The organism is Lysinibacillus sp. FSL H8-0500, assembly GCF_038051955.1.
In the GTDB taxonomy this organism is placed as follows: Bacteria; Bacillota; Bacilli; order Bacillales_A; family Planococcaceae; genus Lysinibacillus; species Lysinibacillus macroides.
This window is the reverse complement of sequence record NZ_CP150292.1, coordinates 429,178-454,127: the sequence shown is the minus strand read 5'-3', so window position 1 is coordinate 454,127 and position 24,950 is coordinate 429,178. Positions and strand designations below refer to the sequence as shown.

The 24,950-nt window shown below is 36.9% G+C and carries 23 protein-coding genes, 3 pseudogenes and 1 other annotated feature; of the genes and pseudogenes, 13 read left to right on the top strand and 13 right to left on the bottom strand.

The genetic code is table 11. The features are described 5' to 3' along the window. Positions 1-24 precede the first annotated feature (24 nt). The 5 genes from MHB44_RS02090 to MHB44_RS02070 all read right to left on the bottom strand — a co-directional run bounded on the left by MHB44_RS02090 (position 25) and on the right by MHB44_RS02070 (position 4,308). Entirely contained in the window at positions 25-1,218 is a 1,194-nt protein-coding gene (locus MHB44_RS02090; RefSeq protein WP_341301384.1) for a thiolase family protein, read from the bottom strand. Continuing rightward, a complete protein-coding gene (locus MHB44_RS02085; RefSeq protein ID WP_341301383.1) occupies positions 1,215-1,865 on the bottom strand; it encodes a 3-oxoacid CoA-transferase subunit B in 651 nt (216 codons plus the stop codon). The genes MHB44_RS02090 and MHB44_RS02085 overlap by 4 nt, the downstream gene beginning before the upstream one ends. Next, positions 1,858-2,544 carry a CoA transferase subunit A gene (locus MHB44_RS02080; RefSeq protein WP_341301382.1) on the bottom strand — a complete coding sequence of 229 codons (687 nt, stop codon included), beginning with the start codon at positions 2,542-2,544 and terminating at the stop codon, positions 1,858-1,860. Before MHB44_RS02080 ends, MHB44_RS02085 begins: the two co-directional genes overlap by 8 nt. Positions 2,545-2,557: 13 nt before the next feature. Further along, complete coding sequence (locus tag MHB44_RS02075) at positions 2,558-3,274, bottom strand: carboxymuconolactone decarboxylase family protein (RefSeq protein WP_341301381.1); 717 nt, start codon at positions 3,272-3,274, stop codon at positions 2,558-2,560. Positions 3,275-3,474: 200 nt separating this feature from the next. Beyond that, positions 3,475-4,308, bottom strand: coding sequence for an alpha/beta hydrolase (locus MHB44_RS02070; protein ID WP_341301380.1), 834 nt, complete (start codon positions 4,306-4,308; stop codon positions 3,475-3,477). 357 nt (positions 4,309-4,665) lie between these two features. On the opposite strand from MHB44_RS02070, the gene MHB44_RS02065 reads away from it, so the two are divergent. From MHB44_RS02065 to tnpA, 8 genes and pseudogenes are all read left to right on the top strand, one after another. Beyond that, a complete protein-coding gene (locus tag MHB44_RS02065; protein WP_341301379.1) occupies positions 4,666-5,229 on the top strand; it encodes a dienelactone hydrolase family protein in 564 nt (187 codons plus the stop codon). A 20-nt stretch (positions 5,230-5,249) separates the two neighbouring features. Next, a complete protein-coding gene (locus MHB44_RS02060; protein WP_053993351.1) occupies positions 5,250-6,203 on the top strand; it encodes a LytTR family transcriptional regulator DNA-binding domain-containing protein in 954 nt (317 codons plus the stop codon). A gap of 146 nt (positions 6,204-6,349) precedes the next feature. Further along, complete coding sequence (locus MHB44_RS02055; protein ID WP_053993352.1) at positions 6,350-7,198, top strand: ABC transporter ATP-binding protein; 849 nt, start codon at positions 6,350-6,352, stop codon at positions 7,196-7,198. Further along, on the top strand, positions 7,195-7,902 hold the full coding sequence (locus MHB44_RS02050; RefSeq protein WP_341301378.1) for an ABC transporter permease: 708 nt from the start codon (positions 7,195-7,197) through the stop codon (positions 7,900-7,902). The genes MHB44_RS02055 and MHB44_RS02050 overlap by 4 nt, the downstream gene beginning before the upstream one ends. Before the next feature lie 413 nt (positions 7,903-8,315). Beyond that, a pseudogene (locus MHB44_RS02045) lies at positions 8,316-9,511 on the top strand (IS256 family transposase). A 314-nt stretch (positions 9,512-9,825) separates the two neighbouring features. After that, the gene (locus MHB44_RS02040) at positions 9,826-10,548 is read left to right on the top strand and encodes a hypothetical protein (RefSeq protein ID WP_341301377.1); all 723 of its coding nucleotides are present in this window, start codon (positions 9,826-9,828) and stop codon (positions 10,546-10,548) included. A gap of 32 nt (positions 10,549-10,580) precedes the next feature. Further along, positions 10,581-10,757 carry a hypothetical protein gene (locus tag MHB44_RS02035; protein ID WP_341301376.1) on the top strand — a complete coding sequence of 59 codons (177 nt, stop codon included), beginning with the start codon at positions 10,581-10,583 and terminating at the stop codon, positions 10,755-10,757. Between the two features lie 237 nt (positions 10,758-10,994). Then, positions 10,995-11,492: pseudogene (gene tnpA, locus MHB44_RS02030) on the top strand (IS200/IS605 family transposase). A gap of 112 nt (positions 11,493-11,604) precedes the next feature. Here the strand turns inward: tnpA and MHB44_RS02025 are convergent. The 3 genes and pseudogenes from MHB44_RS02025 to MHB44_RS02015 form a co-directional block, all read right to left on the bottom strand. Beyond that, positions 11,605-12,408, bottom strand: a pseudogene (locus MHB44_RS02025) (IS3 family transposase); the annotation flags it as partial. Between the two features lie 369 nt (positions 12,409-12,777). Continuing rightward, on the bottom strand, positions 12,778-13,935 hold the full coding sequence (locus MHB44_RS02020) for an ATP-grasp domain-containing protein (protein WP_341301375.1): 1,158 nt from the start codon (positions 13,933-13,935) through the stop codon (positions 12,778-12,780). 110 nt (positions 13,936-14,045) lie between these two features. Further along, positions 14,046-14,633 (bottom strand): GNAT family protein, encoded by a 588-nt coding sequence (locus tag MHB44_RS02015; RefSeq protein ID WP_341301374.1) that lies wholly within the window; start codon positions 14,631-14,633, stop codon positions 14,046-14,048. 96 nt (positions 14,634-14,729) lie between these two features. Between MHB44_RS02015 and MHB44_RS02010 the strand changes: the two genes are divergently transcribed. From MHB44_RS02010 to MHB44_RS02000, 3 genes are all read left to right on the top strand, one after another. After that, on the top strand, positions 14,730-16,091 hold the full coding sequence (locus tag MHB44_RS02010; RefSeq protein WP_341301373.1) for a PLP-dependent aminotransferase family protein: 1,362 nt from the start codon (positions 14,730-14,732) through the stop codon (positions 16,089-16,091). A gap of 36 nt (positions 16,092-16,127) precedes the next feature. After that, positions 16,128-16,988: an aminoglycoside 6-adenylyltransferase gene (gene ant(6), locus MHB44_RS02005; RefSeq protein ID WP_341301372.1), complete on the top strand. Its 861-nt coding sequence runs from the start codon at positions 16,128-16,130 to the stop codon at positions 16,986-16,988. 156 nt (positions 16,989-17,144) lie between these two features. Further along, positions 17,145-17,951 carry an EcsC family protein gene (locus MHB44_RS02000; RefSeq protein WP_341301371.1) on the top strand — a complete coding sequence of 269 codons (807 nt, stop codon included), beginning with the start codon at positions 17,145-17,147 and terminating at the stop codon, positions 17,949-17,951. Between the two features lie 53 nt (positions 17,952-18,004). On the opposite strand, the gene MHB44_RS01995 is transcribed toward MHB44_RS02000, so the two are convergent. Continuing rightward, complete coding sequence (locus MHB44_RS01995; protein ID WP_341301370.1) at positions 18,005-18,973, bottom strand: zinc-binding dehydrogenase; 969 nt, start codon at positions 18,971-18,973, stop codon at positions 18,005-18,007. Positions 18,974-19,258: 285 nt separating this feature from the next. On the opposite strand from MHB44_RS01995, the gene MHB44_RS01990 reads away from it, so the two are divergent. Together MHB44_RS01990 and MHB44_RS01985 are read left to right on the top strand one after the other, a co-directional pair. After that, positions 19,259-19,423 carry a hypothetical protein gene (locus MHB44_RS01990; RefSeq protein WP_341301369.1) on the top strand — a complete coding sequence of 55 codons (165 nt, stop codon included), beginning with the start codon at positions 19,259-19,261 and terminating at the stop codon, positions 19,421-19,423. 179 nt (positions 19,424-19,602) lie between these two features. Beyond that, positions 19,603-19,867, top strand: a binding site (T-box leader). 58 nt (positions 19,868-19,925) lie between these two features. Next, complete coding sequence (locus MHB44_RS01985; protein WP_341301368.1) at positions 19,926-21,146, top strand: MFS transporter; 1,221 nt, start codon at positions 19,926-19,928, stop codon at positions 21,144-21,146. Positions 21,147-21,182: 36 nt separating this feature from the next. Here the strand turns inward: MHB44_RS01985 and MHB44_RS01980 are convergent, their stop codons facing one another. From MHB44_RS01980 to MHB44_RS01965, 4 genes are all read right to left on the bottom strand, one after another. After that, positions 21,183-22,136 (bottom strand): methyl-accepting chemotaxis protein, encoded by a 954-nt coding sequence (locus MHB44_RS01980; RefSeq protein WP_341301367.1) that lies wholly within the window; start codon positions 22,134-22,136, stop codon positions 21,183-21,185. A 130-nt stretch (positions 22,137-22,266) separates the two neighbouring features. Then, a complete protein-coding gene (locus MHB44_RS01975) occupies positions 22,267-23,451 on the bottom strand; it encodes an NAD(P)/FAD-dependent oxidoreductase (RefSeq protein WP_341301366.1) in 1,185 nt (394 codons plus the stop codon). Positions 23,452-23,496: 45 nt separating this feature from the next. Next, positions 23,497-23,925, bottom strand: a complete 429-nt coding sequence (locus tag MHB44_RS01970; protein WP_341301365.1) for a DUF1641 domain-containing protein — start codon at positions 23,923-23,925, stop codon at positions 23,497-23,499. A 319-nt stretch (positions 23,926-24,244) separates the two neighbouring features. Next, positions 24,245-24,916, bottom strand: a complete 672-nt coding sequence (locus MHB44_RS01965; protein ID WP_341301364.1) for a Crp/Fnr family transcriptional regulator — start codon at positions 24,914-24,916, stop codon at positions 24,245-24,247. Positions 24,917-24,950: the final 34 nt, after the last annotated feature.

Here is a 24,950-nt window from a genome sequence, read left to right as displayed (position 1 = left end):
AGTTCAAACACGCTCGGTGTTTACTTAATATTGGCAGTTTTCAACAATCGTTGTAATACCAAGCCCGCCTGCAATGCATAATGTGACGAGCCCATAGCGTTTACCTGTACGCTGTAATTCGTGAATAAGCTTTGTCATTAAAATAGCGCCTGTTGCACCAATAGGATGACCCATGGCAATGGCACCACCATTTGGATTGACACGGTTACTATCTAAATTAAGCTCCTTCATTACAGCAAGTGACTGTGCAGCAAATGCCTCATTCAATTCAATGACATCAATATCTTCGATGGTTAAGTTTGCTTGCTTTAATGCTTTTATTGTAGCTGGCACTGGGCCAATCCCCATAATAGATGGATCAACACCTGCCGCTGCCTGTGCAAGAATTTTTACTTTTGGTGTATAGCCTAATGCTAATGCCTTTTCCTTTGACATCAGTAACAATGCTGAAGCGCCATCATTGCGACCACTGCTATTTCCTGCTGTCACTGTTCCCCCCTTACGGAAAACTGGCTTTAATGTACTTAGCTTTTCCTGACTTGTTAAAAACGGATGCTCATCTATCGCAAAATTCTCTACAGCTTTTCTCTTTTTTACTTCATACGGTACAATTTGTTGCGTAAAATAACCCTGTTGTATAGCATAGGCTGTACGCTCTTGGCTTCTATGCGCAAAAGCATCTTGCTCCTCGCGAGAAATAGCGTATTTCTCGGCTAAATTTTCTGCCGTTTCCCCCATTGTTGAAATACCATAAACCTCAAACGGCTGAGAGCCTGGCTGACTCTCTGTATTAGGGTCTAATAAAGCAGCATTGCCTACACCATAGCCATAACGTGCATTTCGTAAATAATAAGGTGCCGTACTCATTGATTCCGTTCCACCTGCAATCATAATGTCACTATAGCCAAGTGCGATTTGTTGTGCTGCATTATTAATTGCTTGTAAGCCTGAGCCACATTGACGATGTACGGTATAAGCTGGTACTGTAATAGGTAGCTCAGCTCGTAATAATGATAGGCGAGCCACATTCGATTGGTCAGCACTTTGCTTGGCTTGTCCCAAAATAACCTCATCAATCAATGCTGAATCGAGTGCTGTTCGCTCCAGTAATGCACGAATCACCTTTTCTCCAAGGAAATCTGCTGTTTCATTTCTTAAAGAGCCACCTAATTTACCAATTGCTGTACGAATACCATCTACAATAACGACCTCTTTCATGTGAGTCCCTCCTGTTCCAATGCATTGACAAAATGTGCTTCTGTATTTGCCTCTACCTGCGCTAACGTAGCTTCTGGCATTAACTCAACTAAATGTAATTGTCCGTTCACATAATTAAAAACTGCTAGCTCTGTAATAATCGTATCAACGCTCCGTGTAGATGTTATAGGATAGGTACAATCCTTTAAAATTTTACTTTTTCCATTTTTCGCTGTATGGGTCATCGTCACAATGACCTTTTGAGCACCAATCAACAAATCCATTGCCCCGCCAACACCAATAATATTTTTACCTGGGACAGCCCAATTCGCGATACGTGCCTGTTCATCTACTTGAAGTACACCCAAAATAGCAACATCTACATGACCGCCACGAATCATACCAAATGATTGTGCGCTATCGAAAAATGATGAACCAATTGCTTCCCCTACTGGCATCTTGCCTGCGTTGACTACATTTGGATCAATATCCTCCTCATCGACCCCTATCACTCCGAGCATACCGTTCTCTGTATGAAAATAAACATTGTCATTGTCCACATACTTCGCTACCAGTGTTGGAATACCAATTCCTAAATTAATTATTTGCCCATCCTGTACTTCCTTTGCAGCCCTTTTGGCAATAAGCTCCTGTATTGTACTAGCCATGTTCTACGACACCTTCTTTCGTTAAAACCTTTTTTGCAATGACAACACGGTCAACAAATAAATGCGGTGTGATAATCGCATCACTTGCCAATTCACCTGCTTCAACAATCTCATCCACTTCGACAATAACCACTTTAGCTGCCGTTGCCATAAGAGGATTAAAATTACGAGCTGTTTTGTAATACACTAAATTACCAAGCTTGTCCGCCTTATGTGCACGGATAATGGCAACATCTGCTTTTAAAGCCTTCTCAAAAACATATTCCTCACCATCAATGATTTTTGTTTCCTTGCCTTTTGCTAAATCTGTGCCTACAGAGGTTTTTGTATAATAGCCACCAATCCCTGCACCGCCAGCCCGAATGGATTCAGCTAGAGTACCTTGCGGCAATAAATCAATGGCAATTTCACCTCGTTGAAATGCCTCGCCAACATCTCGGTTGCCCGTAAAGTAAGAGCCAATCGCCTTTTTCACTTTCTTTTGCGCTAATAATTTTCCAAGCCCTTTGCCCTGCTCACCTAAATTATTACTAATAATTGTTAAATTGTTGATATCTACTTCTACTAACGCATCAATCAATGTTAGAGGACCACCTACCAAGCCAAATCCACCAACCATAATCGTCTGTCCACTTGCTACACAAGATAAAGCTTGCTCTGCCGAATCATAAACTTTCATTTACTTCACTCCATTATTTTTCTATCAACGCATCACTAATTTCAAACCATGCTGGGATTCCTGCAGTTAGTAGGCAAATATAGCCCAACTCTGCCAATTTTGCTTCTTCTACCCCTACTTCACGGGCTTGTTGTGCCCAATAGCCCGTTTCTGCATTTTTCAGTACCGTGGTGTAAATACCTGTCATTAAGATGTATTTCATCTGTGTGGATACACAATTACCGTCTAATAAATGCTGTCTTAAAGCGTTTTCATCCTTACTCACTAAAAGAGCACTTAATTTCTCAAAATAGGCCTTACTTTTATCGCCTTTTGCAAACGAACTATAGTAATGCACAATCTCTCTCGCAGACGCGTCATGTGAAATTTTTTCAGCATTCGTATTCGTAAGCTCTAATGCATAATCAAATGACTGCAATCCGATTTGCAATGCTTTTTCTCCTCCATAGTTGAATGCAACAAGTAAATATTCGATCAGCTCTTCCAATGCTGCACCACCGTCTATAGCACCTTTCGTGTGATACACCATGCTACGTGCATAATGTCTAGCTGCATTCATACCAACCAGCAAAATATCCTTGTCCTTCACGGATAGTACACCTGGTGCCATTGCAGCTCCTCTAAGCGCGGTATAATGATCGAGCATTGCTGGGTTATAATCATGCATTTTTTGCACCCATCCTGGTACAACATCATAAACCTTTTTAAAATATTCCAATCCCGTCACCATCTACAACTCCCTTATTGAAAAATTCACATAAAAAAGGCCACACTCTTCCTAAAGCACAGCATTACCGTACTTTTAGAAAAAGTGTAGCCAACAGTCAAGCAGGGAAAATAGAAAAAGGTCTTTTTTCTATAACTGCTTAATAGGCAACTTATGTTGTTATTTAATTAATTACATAAAATTAAAAAAACTGCAACTATTTTTTATAAATTCTCTAAAAAACGCTGGATTGCTGGATTAACATCTTTTCTTTCTTCAAAAACTAATGTGTAATGATTGCTATCAGAAGTCAACTTCCAAATATCCCTAGCATATTGCTGTGTCTCACGATATGATTCTGCTAAAAATAAAGCAGGCATCGTTCCAATACTACCTGTTGAGTGAATCAATAATACAGGACATGCCACGTTTGAAAAAACCTCTTCTGGCTTATAGTCATAAAAGCTTTGGAAATCTTGACGGATTCTATCCTCATCACATTTATTTTCCCAATATCCATCCTTTTCTACAATTTCATAACGCCCTACCTGTTCTAAATGCTCTGTCCATGTAACACCAAGACGACTATAAATGGCTTTAATTTCCTCGATATAAGCCTCAGCTGTCTCATAATGCTTACTAATCCGACCAAGTGAGGGCTCGACAATTTGACGCTGGTGCTCTGTACAAGTTGCTGCACCATCAAGCAATATTACGCCTTTCACGTCACTGTGTTTACTGGCAACGTTCGCCATAATAAATGCTCCCATCGAATAACCCATTAAAATTGGCTGTTCAATGTTTAATACATCTATTAGCGCTAGAATATCCTCTGTATGTAACGCTATTCCTGTATTTTCTGAAGCAGCCGCACTATGACCTCTACCCTTTAAATCAACAGAAATAAAACGATACTCACCCTTTAATAACTCTGCATAATAATGCATTTGCAGATGATTTCCAGTTAAGCCATGTGCCGCTATAATTGTTCCTTTTTCACCTGGATAATCTGCAAAATGCAATGGACTCCCGTTTACCTTGACTGATTGGTATTTCATTTCCAACACCCTCCTTTAAAAATATAAAATAATTTTTATACTATTCTTTCAAAAAAGTCAAAATTATTTTTTAAAAGAAGCGTTGATTTTTAACATTTTATTTTTTGATTAATGGGAATTTAGTGAAATATAAAAAATCCAGTAAAGTTATTTCAATATATCATAAAATAAGTATTTACCGCTAAACCTCTAAGTTTTTTATACATATTTATTTGATGAAGGTTGCGATAGATATACTATTCAATTTCCATAAGTATAGTTTCTTTAAAGTTATTTTTAAATTTCTAATTTGGCGGTAAAAATATACGTTGCTATTACTTTTTGTTACACTATTGGAAACAACAAAGGGGTAAAATAATGGATAGAAAATTATTTATTTTACATGAAATATATGGTGTCAATGCTTTTATAAAAGATCAAGCTCTTATTTTTCAAGAGCCAAATACAGATATCGACTGCATAGCACTTTATCCAAATAATAAAATTTTCTCCTATGCACAGGAAGAAGAGGCTTATGCCTATTTCATGAATGAGGTTGGCTTTGATGCACCTTTAGAAACATTAACAAAGCAGCTAATGATAGCCATTCAACAATATCAGGAGGTTATTGTCATTGGCTTTAGCATAGGTGCTACACTCGCTTGGCGACTTTCTATATTACCTTTACATCGTGTTATTTGTGTCTATGGTTCTCGAATCCGACAATATTTAGATGTAAAGCCAAGTTGCCCTACTCTCGTTTTATTACCAAGCCTTGAAAAAAGCTTTGATATTCATGCTATAAAACAGAAGCTTGATCATATACCTTTTGTACAAAGCGTACAATTTGCTGGCGAACACGGATTTATCGATTATTATCAGCCTGCATTTCATCAGGAAAGTGCCCTAGCCGCACAGAGATGTATTAAAAATTTCTTATAAAACTTCTGGAGGCTACCATTTTGAATCCACAATCATTCTTAATCATAGACCCTTATATTGAAGTGGGAAATGTTATTTATCCTAGCTTTCAATTACCCATACAACAAGGAACAGTTATAGGTATATATACAGATGTGACAAAAATCCATACATTGATGCAGTGGTTTGAGAAACAAACCACTACATATACATTGAGCCGTGAAAGTGCTTTATACGAACGCCTTACAGTTAACGAGTATGTACAGTTCTCCCTAAAGCTTTTCATGGCTTCTTATAGCAGGGATAATTTATTGAAAATCCTGTCTTTAATTGACCAAAAGAATGTGAGAATAAGTAAGTTATCAAATGGCGAAAAGCAGCGATTAAAGCTGCTTCAAGCATATCTCAGTGAGGCATCCATACAAATTATTGAAGAGCCCTTTCAAAACTTAGATGAATTTTCAAAACAACAAGTTCTTCAATTGCTTACTGCTCTTGATAGCCAACAGAAATTTATTATTTTACTGTCAAATAACTTGGAGGACTTAATGATGTCGTGTAGCGATATTTATCGACTAGATACAACAGGTTTACATGTATTGGATGTAAAGGAGGATAATAATGTGCAAACTCCTCCATCTCCTGAGCATACACCTATTCGCTTAGATAAAATCCCTACAAAGAAAAACGATAAAATTATTTTATTTAACCCACCTGAAATTGATTATATTGAAAGTGTTGAGGGAGTTGTTTTGGTGTATGTTGCGGGAGAGGCATATCCATGTACTTTATCTCTAAATGAATTAGAGCAAAAATTGACACCATTTGGCTTTTTTAGAAGCCATCGTTCTTATATTGTGAACCTACAAAAAGTTCGAGAAATTATTACTTGGACACGCAATAGCTATAGTCTAGCATTGAACAGTACTGAAAAGATGGTTGTACCATTGTCGAAAAATAAACTGGCAGATTTAAAAGAAATACTCGGAATTTAGTAGATTTCCCAGGAAATAAACGACTCCTGTCACCTTAACTATTGTTCCATTGAAGGTCAATTTTCTGCCTTTCACCTAAAATTTACTGTATAGCACCTCTTTATTGTTTATAGTGTAGACATCAACAATAACTAGGAGGCTTATAGATGAATACAGTAGTCAGTGTACAGCATTTGAAAAAAACATTTCAGAAAGAAGCAGCATTACAAGATGTTTCCTTCGCTATTCAAAAAGGAGAAATATTTGGCTTTCTTGGACCAAGTGGCTCTGGAAAAACAACTACTATTAAAATTTTAACTGCTCAAATAGTTAAAACATCTGGAAATATTTCACTTTTCGGACAACCTGCTGAAAATATGAAGCAACAGCAAAACCGTCAACGTGTTGGTATTTTATCGGATAATAGTGGTTTATATACACGCCTATCAATTGAAGAAAACTTGCAGCTTTATTGTGAACTATACCAACTACCAGCAACTGCAATTAAAGAGGCTTTAGACTTTGTCAACTTATATACGGAGCGTAAAAAGAAGGTTAGCCAGCTTTCAAAGGGCATGATTCAACGTGTTACCCTTGCTCGTGCTATTATGCATAAGCCTGAATTATTATTTTTAGATGAACCTACCTCTGCCCTTGATCCTGTGAATACACAGCATATTTATAATGGCTTGCGCAAATTAAATGATATGGGGACAACGATTTTCTTAACAACACATGATATGAGTGAGGCTGAAATACTTTGTGATCGTGTAGCCTTCCTGCATAATGGCAAAATCCAAGCGATTGGCACACCAAAGGATTTAAAACAAGAATTCGGAGACGACTCCATTACAGTAGAGCTCAAAAATGGTGGACAGCAGGTGATTCAAAATGGTGGGCAGGACGCAGAGAAGCTCTATCAATGGATGCAAGCGAATGAAGTTGCTCGTATCTATACAAATGAGCCAACATTAGGTGAGATTTTTATGCAAATAACAGGGAGTGATTTAGTATGAATATTTCAATGACACGCATTCAAGCAATCTTTAAAAAGGATTATAAGGAATTTTCACGTAATTATGCTGTATCCCTAATGGTGTTGCTGCCATTAATATTAGCTTTTATCTACAATAAAACTGGTGCTCATACAATGGACACTCTTTTTCTGCCAATAAATATGACCTTTGCAGTTGTAACAGCCTATGTACAATGCTGCTTAATTGCTGAGGAAAAGGAAAAAAATACACTGCGTAGTTTAATGCTTTCACCTGCTTCACTTGGTGATATATTAATTGGCAAAAGCTTATTTACATTTATCTTAACAATTATTGTTGTAGCCTTAACAGCCTTTCTTGTAGGCTACGAGCCCGCTAATCTACTACTTATTGCTCTTGCATTAGTGCTCTCAACAGTATTTTATATTGCATTAGGCACTATATGCGGCTTATTTGCTAAATCGACAATGGAGGCATCGATTATTGTCTTACCTGTTATTATTATTTTCTCACTAGGACCACTTGCCATGATGCTATCTTCGACTTATCCAATTTTAAAAATAGCAGAGTGGCTACCTAGCTCGCAATTATTACTACTAGCAGAAGCATTAGAAAATAAGCATTTCATGGCAGATATCGTTATTCCTATAATAACAATTATTGTTTGGTCACTCATTACTTGGTTTATTACAGCAATTATCTATAAAAAAAGAATGGTCGATTAATGACCATTCTTTTCCATTCGATAGTAATTTACGTTGTTAGCAGTTGTATAAGACATGTCTTTACCTTCGTCCATTTCTCCAATGTACTACTATACATCACCTTATGCCGTGTTGTGCCATCTTTGCGAATCAATATAATTGCGTAAAGTAGCACCTTGTAAAGCCATGGAAGGGTCTTGCTATTGAACAATAGCTTGCATTTTTGTATGAGAAGAACTATGAAAATAAGAAATGATTTATAAAAATTTACATAAAACAAACCTACTGATCTGTAAATATTATGGTTTATAGGTACAAATATTTTTAAGAGAGTATAAAATATTTTGTGTAAATGAATAAGACGACAAAAAAGGAAGACCTTTTCTTGGTAGAATTAAGTCACCACAACCAATCCTAGAAAAGAGGTCTTCCCTATGAATCAGTTTACAACAGAAATCGTCGAGGCTCTAGTAAAAAAACAAGATATTACTGAGGTTTTTCGTGCGCACTTAGAAGTAGCCGTGAATACGCTCCTGGCGACAGAGCTGACGATATTTTTAGATGACGTGAAATACGATCGAACGGGCTTTAACTCTGGCAATTCACGTAATGGCTCGTATTCCCGTACGCTACACACAGAATATGGTGATTTAAACATCCAGATTCCACGTGATCGCAATGGAGAGTTTAAGCAACAGACGATCGCACCATATAAACGCTCAAACGACACGCTAGAATCCACAGTCATTCATTTCTTCCAAAAAGGGATTACGATGTCAGAAATTGCAGGATTAATTGAAAAAATGTATGGCCATCATTACACACCACAGACGATTTCGAATATAACAAAAGTGGTGACAGAACAGGTAGAAGCCTTTCATAAACGTTCCTTAAACGCACGTTATGTCTGCGTTTATTTAGACGCAACGTATATTCCAGTGCGACGTGAAACAGTGTCCAAAGAAGCCGTTTATATCGCTGTTGGAATTCATGAGGACGGCTCAAAGGAAGTGCTGGCTTACACGATTGCGCCAACCGAATCTGCGTACAACTGGCAGGAACTTCTCGCTGAACTCAAAGAACGTGGGATCGAAGAAGTGCTTCTGTTTATTTCTGATGGCTTAAAAGGGATAGTAGACGCCATTTCTACGGTCTTTCCAAAAGCACAGTACCAAACATGTCTCGTTCACGTAACACGCAATCTATCACATAAAGTTCGCGTAGAAGATCGCTCAGAAGTGTGCGAGGATTTCAAGACAATCTATCAAGCTGATACCAAAGAAGCTGGCCAAGATGCGCTGGATTCCTTCTGTTCAAAGTGGCAAAAAGCGTATCCAAAAGTGATGAAAACACTAAAGGAGAACGATCATTTACTAACGTTTTATAGCTTTCCCAAAGCCATTTGGCGTAGCATTTACTCAACGAATTTAATTGAGTCATTCAACAAGCAAATCAAGAAATACACAAAACGTAAGGAACAATTCCCAAATGAAGAAGCGTGGAACGATTCCTTGTTTCACAGTTCGAAGACGACAACCAACGCTTCGCCACACGTTGTCACATTGGATTTAATCAAGCCCGTGCTGAGTTACTAGCGATGTTTGAATCGCAAGAATCAGCAAGGGAATGAACAGCGCGAAATATTGTTTTTTAGAAGGGGTTAACCCTTCCTAAAAAACAAAATCAATTCTTCGAACAAATGTAATTAAAATAAAAATGTGAGGATCTACTCGAAAAGGTGGGATTGTCATTTACACAAAATTATTGACACTCCCATTTTTAAAAAAGTATTGAATATTATACAAATATTGGGTATATTTAATTGTGTAAATGAAATATATTACATTTACGAAAAATCTATAACCTCCCAGACCTCACATAAATATAACACTAAGTAAGACATCTCCTTTTTAAATTAAAATCACTAAAGAAAGGAAGAAATCAATGAAAAAATTATTTACCTCTATCTTATCAGTAGTCTTATTATTTAGTATGGTGGGAAGTGTTTTCGCAGAAAGCAAGAAAGTTAATTATGAATACTCAAGTGCATTGGTAACAGCTGCCCAATTAGATGAAATATTCGTTGGAGCCGTTGGAGTGGATGGAGAATTTCTTGTTTTAGATCAGCAAAAAGCCATTAATAATGGTATTTCATCTGATAAAATAAAAGAAGCAGAAGAAAAAATTAAAGAGTATAATAAAATAACCAAAGACGTTCTAGTAATTTCACCCTTATTAACATTCGTTGGAAATCAAATTCAATTTGATGAAATAGCAGCAGAAAAAAAAGGTGTTTCAAAGGAACTCATAAATGCCACAAAAATCGATGTAGAAAAGATTAATAAAGCAGCAGCAGAGGGTATCGTTAATCTTGCCGCTTGTGGAGGAACAAATAAGTATGAAGATCGTTGGTATGGTTTTGATACATACTTCGATAGTTGTGTATCTAATCAAATTATTGGTTATTTGACAATTGGGGTAGGGATTACGACAATTGCTTCTTTAGTAACTATGGCTATATCCCCTCCTGCGGGGATGGCTCTCGGAATTGCCGCTGGGTTACTTACTATAGGAGGAGGTGCGTTAACAGTTGCTAATGCATATGGATGTGGTGTTTTAATAAGATGGAGTTTTGATAAGCCCTTCTGGACAGGTTCACAATGTTAATGAGTTAGTAAGTAAAGGAGAGACAAACAGAGATGTCTGCGTTTCTACTAGCAAAAATACTTAGCGGTCTTGCATTTGTGTTGGGGCTAATCTTAGTTTTATTCTTTAAAACAAAGAAGAAAGAAGATAAAAAGTATCAAATTTATACACTTCTTCTTATTCTGTTTGCTAACATTGGCATTTGGGTTATGGCAGCAGCTAATTCTTAAAAGAAAAGTGGATCCGTTTATTAAAGTGTACCCTTTGTAAAGGACATTTTGAAAAAGGTTAAGCTTCTTTTTGAAGTTGCTGTCTGTATTTTACAGACGGCAGCTTTTTGTATCTTTTGAAAACCCCTTGCTATGCGAGGGGTTCTAAAGAGCTTCTAGCTATGGACAAGAAAAAAACCCCCAATCGTACAATGAATTCAGGTCTGGTCAACCGACTTCGTACGAAAGGGGATCCAAATGGATAATAAAAGTTTAGCACACACAACATGGAATTGTAAGTATCACATTGTCTTTGCGCCAAAATATAGAAGGCAGATTATTTATGGACAAATCAAAGCAGATATAGGTAAAATTTTGCGCCAGTTATGTGAAAGGAAAGGAGTAGAAATTATAGAAGCAACAGCCTGCCCTGATCATATTCATATGTTGGTGAGTATTCCACCCAAACTAAGTGTTTCATCTTTTGTGGGTTATTTGAAAGGGAAAAGTAGTTTAATGATATTCGATCGACATGCGAACCTGAAATACAAATATGGGAATAGAAAGTTTTGGTGTCGCGGATATTATGTAGATACAGTGGGAAGAAACAGAAAAATCATTCAGGAATATATATAAAATCAATTACAAGAGGATATACTTGAGGATCAAATGACCATGAAAGAATTGATCGGTCCTTTTACAGGAGAAGAAATAAAAACAAACGAAAATAATAAGACCACTTTAGTGGTAGCATGAAAACGGAGTGCGGTTGGCGGACCTTTCAGAGTGTCTTTAGACATGGACCAGTACCCCAGCGTTTCACGCGTAGAGCAAACCACCAGTTAGACTGGTGGTTCTGATTTAAATTTCACTGGCCTCGATAATGATTGGAATAGGTCATATAGGCATTCACTTCTTGTCTTACTTCTTCGAACGTTTCGCATTCTTTTAAATTCGCCTCATCTTTAAAATGTCCAAAGAATGATTCTTGAGGGGCATTGTCCCAACAGTTCTCTCTGCGTGACATTGATTGACCTAAACCCATTTGTTTCACGAGTTTTTGAAATGTGGGATTTGTATAATGAAAACTTTGATCTGAATGAAGGAAGGCGTCACGAGCTAGATGCTTTTACTTTTTTAGCTTTTTTAAGGTGTTCAGCGCAATATCGAGCGTAAGGGTATCGGATACTTCATACGCTTAAATTTCATTGGTTTCTGCATCTTTAATCGTTGATAAATACGCACGTTTACCGTTTTTATAAGTCAAATACGTGATGTCTGTTAAGAGAACTTTGCCAGTTACACCTTGTTTAAATTGGCGTTCGAGCGTATTTGGGCATGTACGATGTTCTTGTATAGCTTTGGCTAGACGACGATACGGGTTAGCCTGGCGAATCGGACAGATAATCTCAAACTTCTTCATAATGCGGCGAATTCTTTTCAAGTTATAGGTAATGCCGTATTGATTTTGAAGCGTCATTTTGATTTGACGTACTCCTTTGTGACGTCGACGGAAGCGATAAGCCTTTAAAATCACTTCTTTTACGACCTCATCTGCTTGGTGTTTCATCACTCTTTTTTGAACCGATTTCTCCACAAAATCGTTGTAATAGCCTGAGCGTGATACCTCCATTCTCTCACAGAGATAGCGCACCATTCGCTTTAATCCATAGGTTTCAATTGTTTCACGAATCCGTTCAAATTTCAGTTCTGGTGGGAGTTTTATCATTCTGGACAAATTCACAATGTTAATAAGTTAGTAAGTAAAGGAGAGACAAACAGAGATGTCTGCGTTTCTACTAGCAAAAATACTTAGCGGTCTTGCATTTGTGTTGGGGCTAATCTTAGTTTTATTCTTTAAAACAAAGAAGAAAGAAGATAAAAAGTATCAGATTTATACACTTCTTCTTATTCTTTTTACTAACATTTGCATCTGGGTTGTTGCAGCAGCTAATTCTTAAAGGAATAAGAAAGGTGGATCCGTTATAAGAGGATCCCCTTTTTTTTAAAGAGATGTCAAAAAAGATTGATCGATTAATGATCATTCTTTTTCTAATTGCGCCTCAAGTTGCTCAATCTCCTCTAGTGTATCTGCATACCAAATACCAACAAATCTACTGGCAACAGGCTCCTCAAAATAATCACCATCATAGAAGGATAGTGGCAATAGCACCCCTTGCTCAATAAATGCTGTGATGGTTTGATAGAAATCAGCATTTTTCTGAGGAGTTGGTGCTGCATAAGAGGCAAACTTATTAATAGGCTTACCTAAAGCATCATGGAACATCAGCATAGAAGTAGAGCCATTCTGACGGAAATTTAAGTCGATTGCCTGAACATCGCCAGCCTCTGTAACAATTAAATCAAATCCTGCTACACCTACAAAGCCCTCTGCAACGCCACGTTCCATAATATGACGCCCCGCTTGAATGACCTTTTCAGGCACTTTTTCGACCATAATATTACCTTCATAAATACCATTATCATCGGTAATTTGCTGTGAAGCGCCTAAATATTGAATGCCCAGTTCCTCACAATAAATAAATTGACAGCTATAATTATCCATTGTCTGTAATAGTTCCTCAATAATGATGCTTTCTGTCTCTGTCATGCGAAATTGACGTAAGCCTTCGGTCAGCTCCTCTTTATTATGACAAATAATCACCCCGTACCCTCCTGAGGTTGGAGAATCGTCGCCTGGCTTCAAAACAACAGGTGGCTGCCAGTTTTTAATAGCATCTGAAAGTTTATACGTTTCCACATTTAAACGACTCGGGACAAATTTGCTATCAATTAAATGATCAATATATGCCTTTGTATTTAATTCATTAAATTTCTCAGCATCCATCCAATAGCATTGACGATCCATATGCTCTGAATCATGTATATACTGACAAACAATGGTCTTACCCTCTGCACACCAAGCTTGAAGCTGTGCTATATATTCCTCCTCAGTCTCGTAGCTATAAGGCTGCTCAATCCATGGCAATCCTGCTAATTGATGAAGTTGCTTCGCCTTTTCTGTTTGCGTGGCTCGGTGCACCAATACAGGAATATCCGCAATCGCTACCTCTCTTGCAGTTAAAGCATCTAGCTTATGGGGATTATCCAGCATCCATGGATTATCACTATAAGGTGTTCTTGGTGTATAGACAGCATTATCGCCGTAAATTTGTCTTAGTGTAAATTTTGGTTTCAAATAGATTACCTTCTTTCGAGTTTTAGGTACTCTACCCTTCCCCCTATTTCTTTACACTTTTTAAAAGAAAAAACAGACTTAATAGGTGATTAAATTCCTTAAAAACCCAATTAAACTGTGGATTGAACTAATAAGTTTTGTACATGCTTTTTCACCTGTGGCCATTCTTCTAGGGTAATACTATACATCACCGTATGCCGAGTCGTGCCATCTTTGCGAATCATATGATTGCGTAAAACCCCCTCTTTTATCGCACCAATACGTTCAATTGCGTTTTGCGAGCGCCTATTATTATGATCTGTTTTGATTTGCACACGCCGTAGATAAAGCTGCTCAAAACAATATTGCAATAATAAATATTTACAATTTGTATTTATCGCTGTACGCCAATAAGCAGGTGTTAGCCATGTATAGCCAATTTCAAGGCGCTGATGCTTCTTATCTATATCCATAAATCGAGTAGATCCTACAATGTCACCTGATTGTTTATCCACAATGATGAACGGAAATTCCTTTTGTTGTTGTTTTGCTATTAATGCATTTTCCACGAAGTTATCCGCATCTTCCCTTTTTTCAATTGCTAAGGGCATATAAGACCAAATTTCTGGATAACTCCCTGCCATTAATAACCCTTCACTATCGTTTAATTCCAAAGGCTTTAATTTAACAATATCATTTTCTAATGTAATAAATTCCATAATTCCTCACTCCTTATTGTCTATTAAACGTTAAAATTGATATGATAGATATAACCAATTTCAAAAAAATAAACCATACCAGAGGAGGCTTTTATTATGGAGCTATCCATTTTATTTACTGGAAAATCACCAAAATATATAGAAATTTACCAAGAAGTCAAGCACCTGATTTTGCATAAAAAGTTGCTTGCTCATGAACAATTACCTTCTAAACGAGCACTGGCTCAAACGCTTACTATTAGTGTACATACCGTTAAAGAAGCCTATGATCAATTGCTTACAGAGGGCTATATTTATAGTAAGGAACGCGCTGGCTATTTTATCGCACCCTTCGAAATCGATTGGCTACAGCAAAAGCAGCAGCCTGCCTCTATGCCAGAAGTGGTCACAGCCAACAATATACAATTTGATTTTAATAATGGACATGTAGATAATGAGGCTTTCCCTTATACAACTTGGTACAAACTAATAAAAAAGCATTTTATGAAGGATCATTTAACAATCAGCCCTTGGCAGGGAGAGGACACTTTACGGTTGGAAATTGCTCGATATGTAGAACGCTCTCGTGGTGTTACTTGCGAGGCTTCACAAGTCTTTATTTATAGCGGAACACAAAGTCAGTTTCTGGCTCTTTGTCACTTCTTTGGTCCAAAAGCATGTGTTGGATTGGAGGAACCTGGCTTTAAACGAATACGTGCCGTTTTACAGCAATGTGGTCTATCCACTATGGCGATTCCTGTGGATCATGCAGGTGTCACCATTCCACAAAAAAATATCCACCTACTATACACAACACCAGCCCATCAATTTCCTTTAGGTATGATTATGACCATGGAAAGACGAGCAGCATTATTACACTGGGCAAGCTTAAGCCAAGCCTATATTATTGAGGATGATTATGATGCTGAATTTCGTTATAAGGGGCTCCCTATCCCCTCTTTAGCAAAATTGGATCAGCTTCAGCATGTGATTTATTTTGGGACATTTTCAAAAACATTGCTGCCTTCTCTACGAATTAGTTATATGGTTCTACCAACATCACTCGTGGCATCATTTACAGCCTTTTACCTTGAGCAAAAATCAGTGGTTTCAAAGGTAGATCAGCTTGTCTTAGCCGATTTTATGGCACAAGGACTATTTGATAAGCATTTAGCCAAAATGCGAACCATTTATCGTAAAAAACAGCAAGCATTACTAACAGCGATTTCAGTCCATTTTTCAGCAGAGTTCCAAGTAATTGGGGAAAAATCAGGGCTACATATTGTGATAAAGCTTCCTAACAGATTGTCAGAAGCAAGAGCTATCCAGCTTGCCGAAGAAGTTGGGATTCATGTCTACCCATGTGCTACCTCTTATCAGCACAAAACGAGTGAAGCAATGGTGATTATCGGCTATGGTGGACTAACGCTTCAGCAAATCAATGATGGCATTGCTCGTCTTGCATCTGTTTGGCAATAGCCTCTGTCATATCAAAATGTAAAGGGAGGAATTGAAGTGAGGAAAGAAAATGAACTAATTACACTTTTCGATACTATTATTATGAACGATGATCGAATTAGACTAGCTGTTCTTGAAGGTTCGAGAACTAATACAAATATTCCAAAAGATAACTTTCAAGATTACGATATTTCATTCTTTGTAACAGATATCGAGTCATATAAGAAAAGTGACCATTGGCTAAATGTATTTGGAGACATACTATTTATGCAAAAACCAGAAGATATGGAGCTATACCCATCAGAGTTAGGAAATTGGTTCAGCTATATCATGTATTTTAGCGATGGTATAAAAATAGATTTGACATTGATTCCTGTAAATGAAGTAGATCAATATTTCTCTGATTCAGATGGTTTAGTAGAAGTATTGATTGATAAAGATAAACGAATGAAGGAAAAAATTACTCCAAATGATACAAAATATTGGATTAAAAAACCATCTGAGCGAGAATTTAATGATTGTTGCAATGAGTTTTGGAATGTATCAGCTTATGTTGCAAAAGGCTTACTTAGAAAAGAGCTACTTTATGCATTGGATCATTTCAACCAAATTCTTCGACCTGAGCTTTTACGTATGATGTCATGGGAGATTGGTATAAGAGAAGGCTGTCATTTCAGTGTAGGTAAGAACTATAAATTTATTGGTAAATATCTTCCTGAAAAAGAATTAGAAAGACTGGTTCAAACCTTTTCTCTGGCTGGTTATAAAGTGACTTGGGATTCCTTTAACGTATGTTGTGAAATGTTTAGATTTTATTCTAAAAAAGTCGCCTCTTTATTAAATTATACTTACCCTGATTATGATGAAAAAATGACGAATATCATCCAAAATATTTACATTAATTTAAGTAAAAATTAATGAATATTAGGAAACCCAAATAATCCTTGAATTTCTGCATGTCATTGAATTATCTGCTCTTGCAATATGAAGTTGTTCGCTTTCATCACCAATGAAACTTTCCTGCTATTTTTTCGTATGTACAATTAAATGAACAAATAAGGGGATTTGATAACCATGGAGAATCGTGAGCTATTACAACAGCATTTACAGGAAATCAATGCATGGGAAAACGATCAAAAGGGCTTATGGTTTTGGGAGAAGCTAGGAAGGATACCGTTTAAAATACTCGATAAAATGACACCTGCCTTTATTCAAAATAAAATTGCCCTATTAGTCGATGAATTAGGCAGTTATATTCAATCAGGTGGAAAATATTTAATTAATGAACAAGCCATGCTCCAAAGGATACGCAATCATTCCTCAACAGAGCATCTTTTAACGATTTCTGATGTTGGACAAATACCATTAGAGGATATGATCGTGCTTAGTGAGCAATTACAAAATGAGCGCGTGAAATTTGCGACAGTTCAAGGAGCTTCTACTGGCTTTGGTGGCATTTTTACGTTAGCGATTGATATTCCTGTTATTTTAGGAACAGCATTAAAAACATTGCAAGAAATAGCGATGATCCATGGCTATGATCCTAATGATAAAATGGAGCGGATTTTTATTGTAAAATGTCTACAGTTTACCTCTGCTGATATTGTTGGAAAAGAGGCGATTTTACAGGAGCTATCGACTATGAATAGCTCAAACAAGGCTTCTGAAAATATGATTTCTCAGCTTCAAGGCTGGCAGGAGGTCTTTTATACTTATAGAGATCAGTTAGGCTGGAAAAAGCTGTTTCAAATGATTCCGATCGCTGGTATGGTTTTCGGTGCTTATGCCAATAAAGGCATGATTCAGGATGTTGCGGAAACAGGCATTATGCTTTATCGTAAAAGACGTATTGTGGAAAAATTAAATGAATTAGATCTTTAATGAATGTGCAAAAGATGACACTCTTTAGTGGAGTATCATCTTTCCTGCACTTTTTATATTTTAATTAATATTTTGCCTTGATGCTGACGACTTTCCATCAATTCATGAGCCTGTTGTATTTCCGCTAGAGTAAAAATTTTAGCAATTGGCACTTGGAAACTTTCCTCCTTTACAATTGAAAAAATAGCCTGTGCCACTTGCTGTAGCATGACTGGTCTTTTAGCTCTTGTTGTGCCTAAGCTAAAGCCTTGAATGTTGCGATAGCTACTATGTAAATCCGCTGTTTTAATCGTTCCTGCCCTACCTCCACTATTGCCAAATTGAACAAGTGTGCCATATGGTGCTAAGCAATGTAAGCTTTCCTCTGTAATTGCACCTGCAATCGAATCAAAAACGATATCAACACCAGCTCCATTTGTATAATTATTAATAGATGCACTGAAGTCATCATATGTAAAAACTTGATGTGCACCAAGCTGATAAGCAATTGCTGCTTTTTCTAAATGACTTACTGTGCCTATGATCTGCTTTGCCCCAAGTCTTTTTACCATTTGAATCAGCATTGTTCCTACTCCGCCAGAAGCCGCATGAATTAATACACTATCCTGCTCGGTAATAGCTGCTACTCGATATGTTAGTATATACGACAAAAATAACACAGTCGGTACAGCGGCTACCTTTTCTATAGGAACATCTTGTGGAATTTTAAATACCAACTGCTCCTTTGCTACAACATACTCTGCATAAGCTCCTTTTTTCGGAAATGCGATTACTTGGTCACCCTTTTGAAAATCACTGTTACTCTCAAAAACGTCTTCTACAATACCTGCAACATCTAAGCCAAGAATCATTGGAAAATTTGCCTTGGCTTTATTGCCTGTACGGTTTTTTATATCAGCAAAATATACGCTTGTATAGGTTATATGGATTAATATCTCGCCTTTTGCAATTGTAGGCTTTGGACATTCACAATATGTTAAAACATCCGCTGATCCAAATTCATTGATTATGACAGCTTTCATATAACGGTGAATCCTATGATTTTTTTGACAAGAATAGCGATAAAATCTGCTTTATATTCTCTGGTACAGGCTACAGCTCCAATAAACCTATCCTTTATTATGCAAAGTCACTAATGCTTGAGCTTGGTTATGATGTTATACAAATCAATTATATGTTTGAACAGCAACAATTTGAGCAGGAGCCACTAGCTATTTCCACTATAGTAGACAACAGCATTAATACTATTGTAGAATATTTTTTGCAAACAAAATCTTATACAAATGTAGTGTATTATAGGAAAATCATTGGGCACTATGCCGATTATTGATTTTTATATGCAGAAGCCTTCTGTTATTCCTGCCTGTTATGTGTTGTTCACACCATTGCTATCGCTTGAACATACAATGGAAAACTTACACAATAAGCAAACATTTATAGCGATTGGTACAGCAGATCCTCACTATTCATAAGAAAAACTAGCACAGCTTACGAATCATCATCTAGCCATATTAGAGGGAGCAGATCATTCTCTTGAAATTATAGATACCTCTCTACAACTTTGCCAATCTGTTTTTACACAATTACAAATATTCCTTAGAAAACATTAAATGCACCCTTTACCAAGCTTCCATACATATGCTACACTAGCAAAAATACATTGAAGAGAAGAAGTACATAAGGCTGTTCCTTCCAGAGAGCTCAGAGTGCTGCAAATGAGCAGGAACGAATTATCGAAACAAGTCTCAGAGTAGCACATTGGATTTCTACTTGAATGATGGTGTGACGGGAACTCCCGTTATAGAGTTACAGTATAAGCATCAAAGCGATGCCGTACTGAAAAGGCTATTATGGTGACATAATAGTGAACTAGGGTGGCACCACGTGACGATAAATTCCACAATCTCGTCCCTAAGACTATACGTCTTGGGGGTGGGATTTTTTATTTTGCCAAAATAAAAGGAGGAATTTATAATGAAGAAAACATGGCGCTATCCTGTCATTCTATTATGTAGTATTGGCATCTCCAGTGTTGGCGAATGGATTTATTTTATTGCTTTAAATCTTATTGTGCTAAACCTTACACAATCCGCTCTTGCTGTATCTAGCTTATATACTGTGAGAGCTATTTCTTTTCTGCTGACAAATTTTTGGGCTGGTAGCTTGATTGATCGTTTCAATAAAAAATATCTAATGATTCTTCTTAATATTTTTCAAGCAGTATTAATTGTGACACTGCCCTTCTTTTCTAGCTTATTGTGGATTTATAGCTTAGTTTTTTTGATTACAGCAGCGAGTGCTATATATCAGCCTGCATCTACAATCTATATCACGAAATTAATACCGACTGCACAACGAAAACGTTTTAATGCACTGCGTAGCTTATTGGATTCGGGCGCATTTCTTACAGGACCAGCTATTGCAGGCTTGCTCTTCATGCTTGGCACACCTTATGTTGCAATTTACCTAAATGCAGCGGCTTTATTTTTATCCGCCTGCATCACTGTAAAAATGCCAAATATAGAAGTACATGAGCAATTTGTTCGTCATACAACGAAAAAATTATTTTATCAGTTATGGCTTGATGATTGGAAAATGGTGATACGCTTTAGCTTTAACAATCCCTATATAATGCTAATTTGTTTGTTATTTAGCATGATGATTGTCTTTATGACAGCAACCGATTCTTTAGAGGCTGCTTTCGCTACTCAGGTACTTGCTTTATCTGAAGGAAAATACGGGGTTTTGGTTAGCGTTGCAGGAGTAGGTGTCCTTTTTGGTTCTATCGTCAATTCTGCTATTGTTGAAAGAGTCTCTACCGCTTGGCTTATTGGTATGGGATCTATTTTAACAGCTTTAGGATACGTTATTTTTACTGCATCCTTGACATTCACTATTGCAGCTCTCGGTTGCTTTCTTTTAGCATTTGCAACTGCCTTTGCAAATACAGGGTTTTATACATTTTATCAAAATAACATTCCACCCCAAAGCATGGGACGTATTGGCAGTATTTATAGCTTTTTTGAAGCAATTTTTAGTATTATTCTAACAGTATTATTTGGCATTATTGCTGAATGGATAACAATTCGTCTTGTTGTCGTTAGTGCCTCTTGGATTATGTTAATGGTAGCTGTGATTTTATTATGCTGCAATATACAGCCTGCAAAGAGGCACTTTTATCAAAATCCTTTTTGAAGCTCTAGCCAGATTGTGGCATACAGTCTGGTGTTTTTACTGCTCTGTTGGGAAATGTTTTACTTGTTCTACTGCCTCTAATAATTTTTTCGTTACAATTTCAGATTCATCAATATGGCTTGTTAACACACGATTTGTTTCGTCAAATAAGGCTGTCGTTGTCTTAAATTTATGCATAACATCTTCATTTGATAATTTTTGGTCTTTAATAGAATCTAATAGTTCATTAATGCCCGTTTGCACATTCGTCATTATTTGCAATAAATGCTCAATCTGTGTGGAAGTTTTAGCGCTTTTCTCAATTCCCTCAGATACTAGCTGCATATTATTTTTATTATCCTCGTAAGCTAGCCCAATTTGTTCTTCAATTTTCTTTGTTAAATTAGCAATATCCTCTGTGCTTGTTTTTGTGCTTTCCGCTAATTTTCGAACCTCCTCGGCCACAACGGAAAAGCCTTTGCCATGCTCTCCTGCTCTTGCCGCCTCTATGGATGCATTTAAAGCCAGTAAATTCGTTTGATTTGAAATTTCGCCAATAACGTTTACAATCTCTGCAATTTGTTTGGAACGCTCACTTAAATTGCTCATGCTTAACGATGTTTTTTGTGATTGCTCCCCTAATGCATCAATCAGTTGCTCCACCTCATGAACAGCCTGTTTGCTCTCCACTGATAATGTCATCATTTGATTAGAGGAAGAAATCAATGAGTTACCCTTATCCAGTGCATGTTCCGAAATTCTATTCGATTGCATCGTGCTATCTTCTACTTTATTAAATTCTCCCACAATTTCGCCAACCATTTCACCTAAAATAACATGCTGGTGATTGACTTTATTATGCTGTTCAATGGTCTCAAGGATTTCTTTATGTAGCTCGTTTAGAAATATTTGAAATTCATGATCTCTTTTATCAAGTTTCCCATTTAATTCATCAATTTTCGTTTTAAACTGCTCAACATCCTCTTTTTTGGATTGAAATACTGTAAACATCGCCTCATCACCTCAAGTAAAATTTTCCTGTCCTACTAATTTTACTTATTTTACAGGTATTAATCAATGTTACCTCATTATCTAAAAAATCCCCTTCAGCACAAAATAGCGCTGAAGGGGATTTATCATTTTAGTATGCTAAGCCAAATAAAGCTTTAATATGTGTTAAGTAGCGAATATTAGAAGCTTCTTTCATTAATGTTGCAGGAAGACCTTTTAGCTCTGTGTTGCTAGCACCAATCGTTGCTACAGCATCTTTACGACCTAAGCTTGCAAGTGTACCAGAGTTTACAGCTGAGAATGCTTTCATGTCTTGGTTTTTGTATTGTGCAAATACATTGTAACCAGCACATTCACCCATTTGCCATGCAACTTGTGCTGTTGGAGCGTATAGTGGACGACCACCATCAGCTGGTAGTGCAACAGATGCATCACCAATAACAAAGACATCTTCGTGAGATGTAGATTGTAAGAATTCATTAATCGTTGCTTTTCCACGATCAGCAGCTAGACCTGATTCGCCTACGATTGGCAGTGGTGCTACCCCACCTGTCCAAACAAGTGTATTTGCAACAATTGGTTCACGGTCTTTTAAAGAAATAACGTTGCCGTCAACACCTGTTACTGGTGTACCTGTAATAAATTCTACGCCACGTTTAGTTAAGCTTTCAGTAGCGCGGTGGATAAGTGTATCTGGAAGAACTGGCAAGATTTTTGGACCAGCTTCAACAAGCTTAATTTTAAGATCAGCAAAATTAACACCATGTTTTGCAGCGATTTTCGGGAAGTTGTCCACGATTTCACCAACAAGCTCAACACCTGTTAAACCGCCACCACCAATAACGATTGTTGCATCTGCTTCATCTTTAGATTGTGCATAGGCTTTAATGCGGTCTTCAATATGTTTGTTGATTTTATTGGCATCATTTACTGATTTAAGGACCATTGAGTTTTCTTCTAATCCTGGAATACCGAAGAATCCAGTTTGGCTACCTAAAGATACTACAAGTGTATCGTAAGATAATGTATAGCCATTATCTAAATCAATTTTTTTCGTATCTACATTAAATTTTGATACCTTTGCAATGTGTAGGTCAATATCTAAACCTTTAAAGATTTTTTTAAGTGGTAATGCAACAGCACCTTCTGCAATTGTACCACCTGCTAAACGGTGAAGCTCAGTGATAATTTGGTGTGTTGGAAATTGGTTGACTACAGTAATTTTAGCTTCATCAGCTGTTAGGTATTTGCGTGCTGTTAGTGCAGTTAACACACCAGCATAACCAGCACCTAAGATGACGATTTCTTTTGACATGATTAATTGATCCTCCGTCCTTACGAATTGAATTTACCTTGAGTCTTATTTAGCTTTGCGTTCTGCATTTACTTGTAAGAAAGCATTAACAAAACGGAAAATATTTTGAACTTGTGGGTCCTTTAACATTTTCATAAGACCGAATAAACCAATTACTTCCTGGCTCTCAGCTGCGCGGTCTTTCGCTTCAATTGCAGTGGCTGCAAGGTTTTTCGCAGAGCCTACTACAGGTCCAGCGATTTCTGTTACTGCCCCAACAGTATCATTTTTAAGCACTTCATCTGTTGCAACAGCTTGAGCAAACTCATATGACTTTGTTACTAATGTCATCATTTCAGTTAGCTTTGGTAATTGTTCAACTAAAGTTGTAAGTGATTCTTGAACTTCAGGCTTTAATAATTGGTCTAGCACATCTAATTGCTCTTTACTCACAGTTACTTGCTCAGCCTGTGGTTGGTTATTCGTTTCTGACATTTTGAACTCTCCTTTGCCATCACTAGTACTATTTTTTATTGCTTACATGGAAAAAAGACCATTAAGGTCAAACTTAACAGTCGTTACAGCGTATATCCTACACATTCACCAGTCACAAGGGCTGGACAGCAATCGTATGACTTGTTATTAGCGTGTTTAACTTTATCGTGCAAAAAGCTCATCATAATACCATCCTTAAGCTTGTCTTGGTGACATTACAACCTTCATTATAAGACTGTTCCTCCATTATTTCAATGAGATAATACACATATTCGACAATATTTTCAAAATCCATTGTTTTTATCAACAATTTGCTATTTTACAATAATAGGTTTTCCAACGCAGCATGGTTTATAATTTTAATATTTTTTCCTGCCATCTCAATATACCCCTTTTTTTGAAATGTAGATAAACGACGGCTTAATGTTTCTCTTGTAGTATTTAATAAGGAAGCTAAATCTTTTTTGCTAAGTGTTAATAAAAATGTATCGCTTTTGGCACTATTTGCAGATTTTAGAATAAATGCAGCAAGTCTTTCGCTCACCTCTTTGGAAATGGCTTCACTCAAATGATTTTCGGTCTCCTCTAATCGTGCTGAAAGCTGTGCAAGCATATGAAACAAGGTAATAGGTGTACCTGCTAGTATTTTCATTAGCTCCTTACCATCAAGCGAGCAAATCTCCATTTTTTCGAGAGCCTCTACTGTTGACTTTTGTGGTTCATCATTAAACAATGTAACATCTCCAAAAAAATCCCCTACCTCCAATATTCTCATAACATACTCTCGACCATCTGTTGAGATATGGGATACTTTCGCTCTTCCATGCCTGACGATAAATAATTTTTTCTTACGATCACCTGCAAATAATATAATCTCTCCCTTATCAAAATGATGATGTGTAATGATTCTTGAAATTTTCTCCATTTCATGTACCTTTAGATTTTGAAATATTGGTACCTTTGAAAAGCAATATTGTTTTTGACAGCCCATTTATATACCTCCCCAAATTTGACACAAATCACAG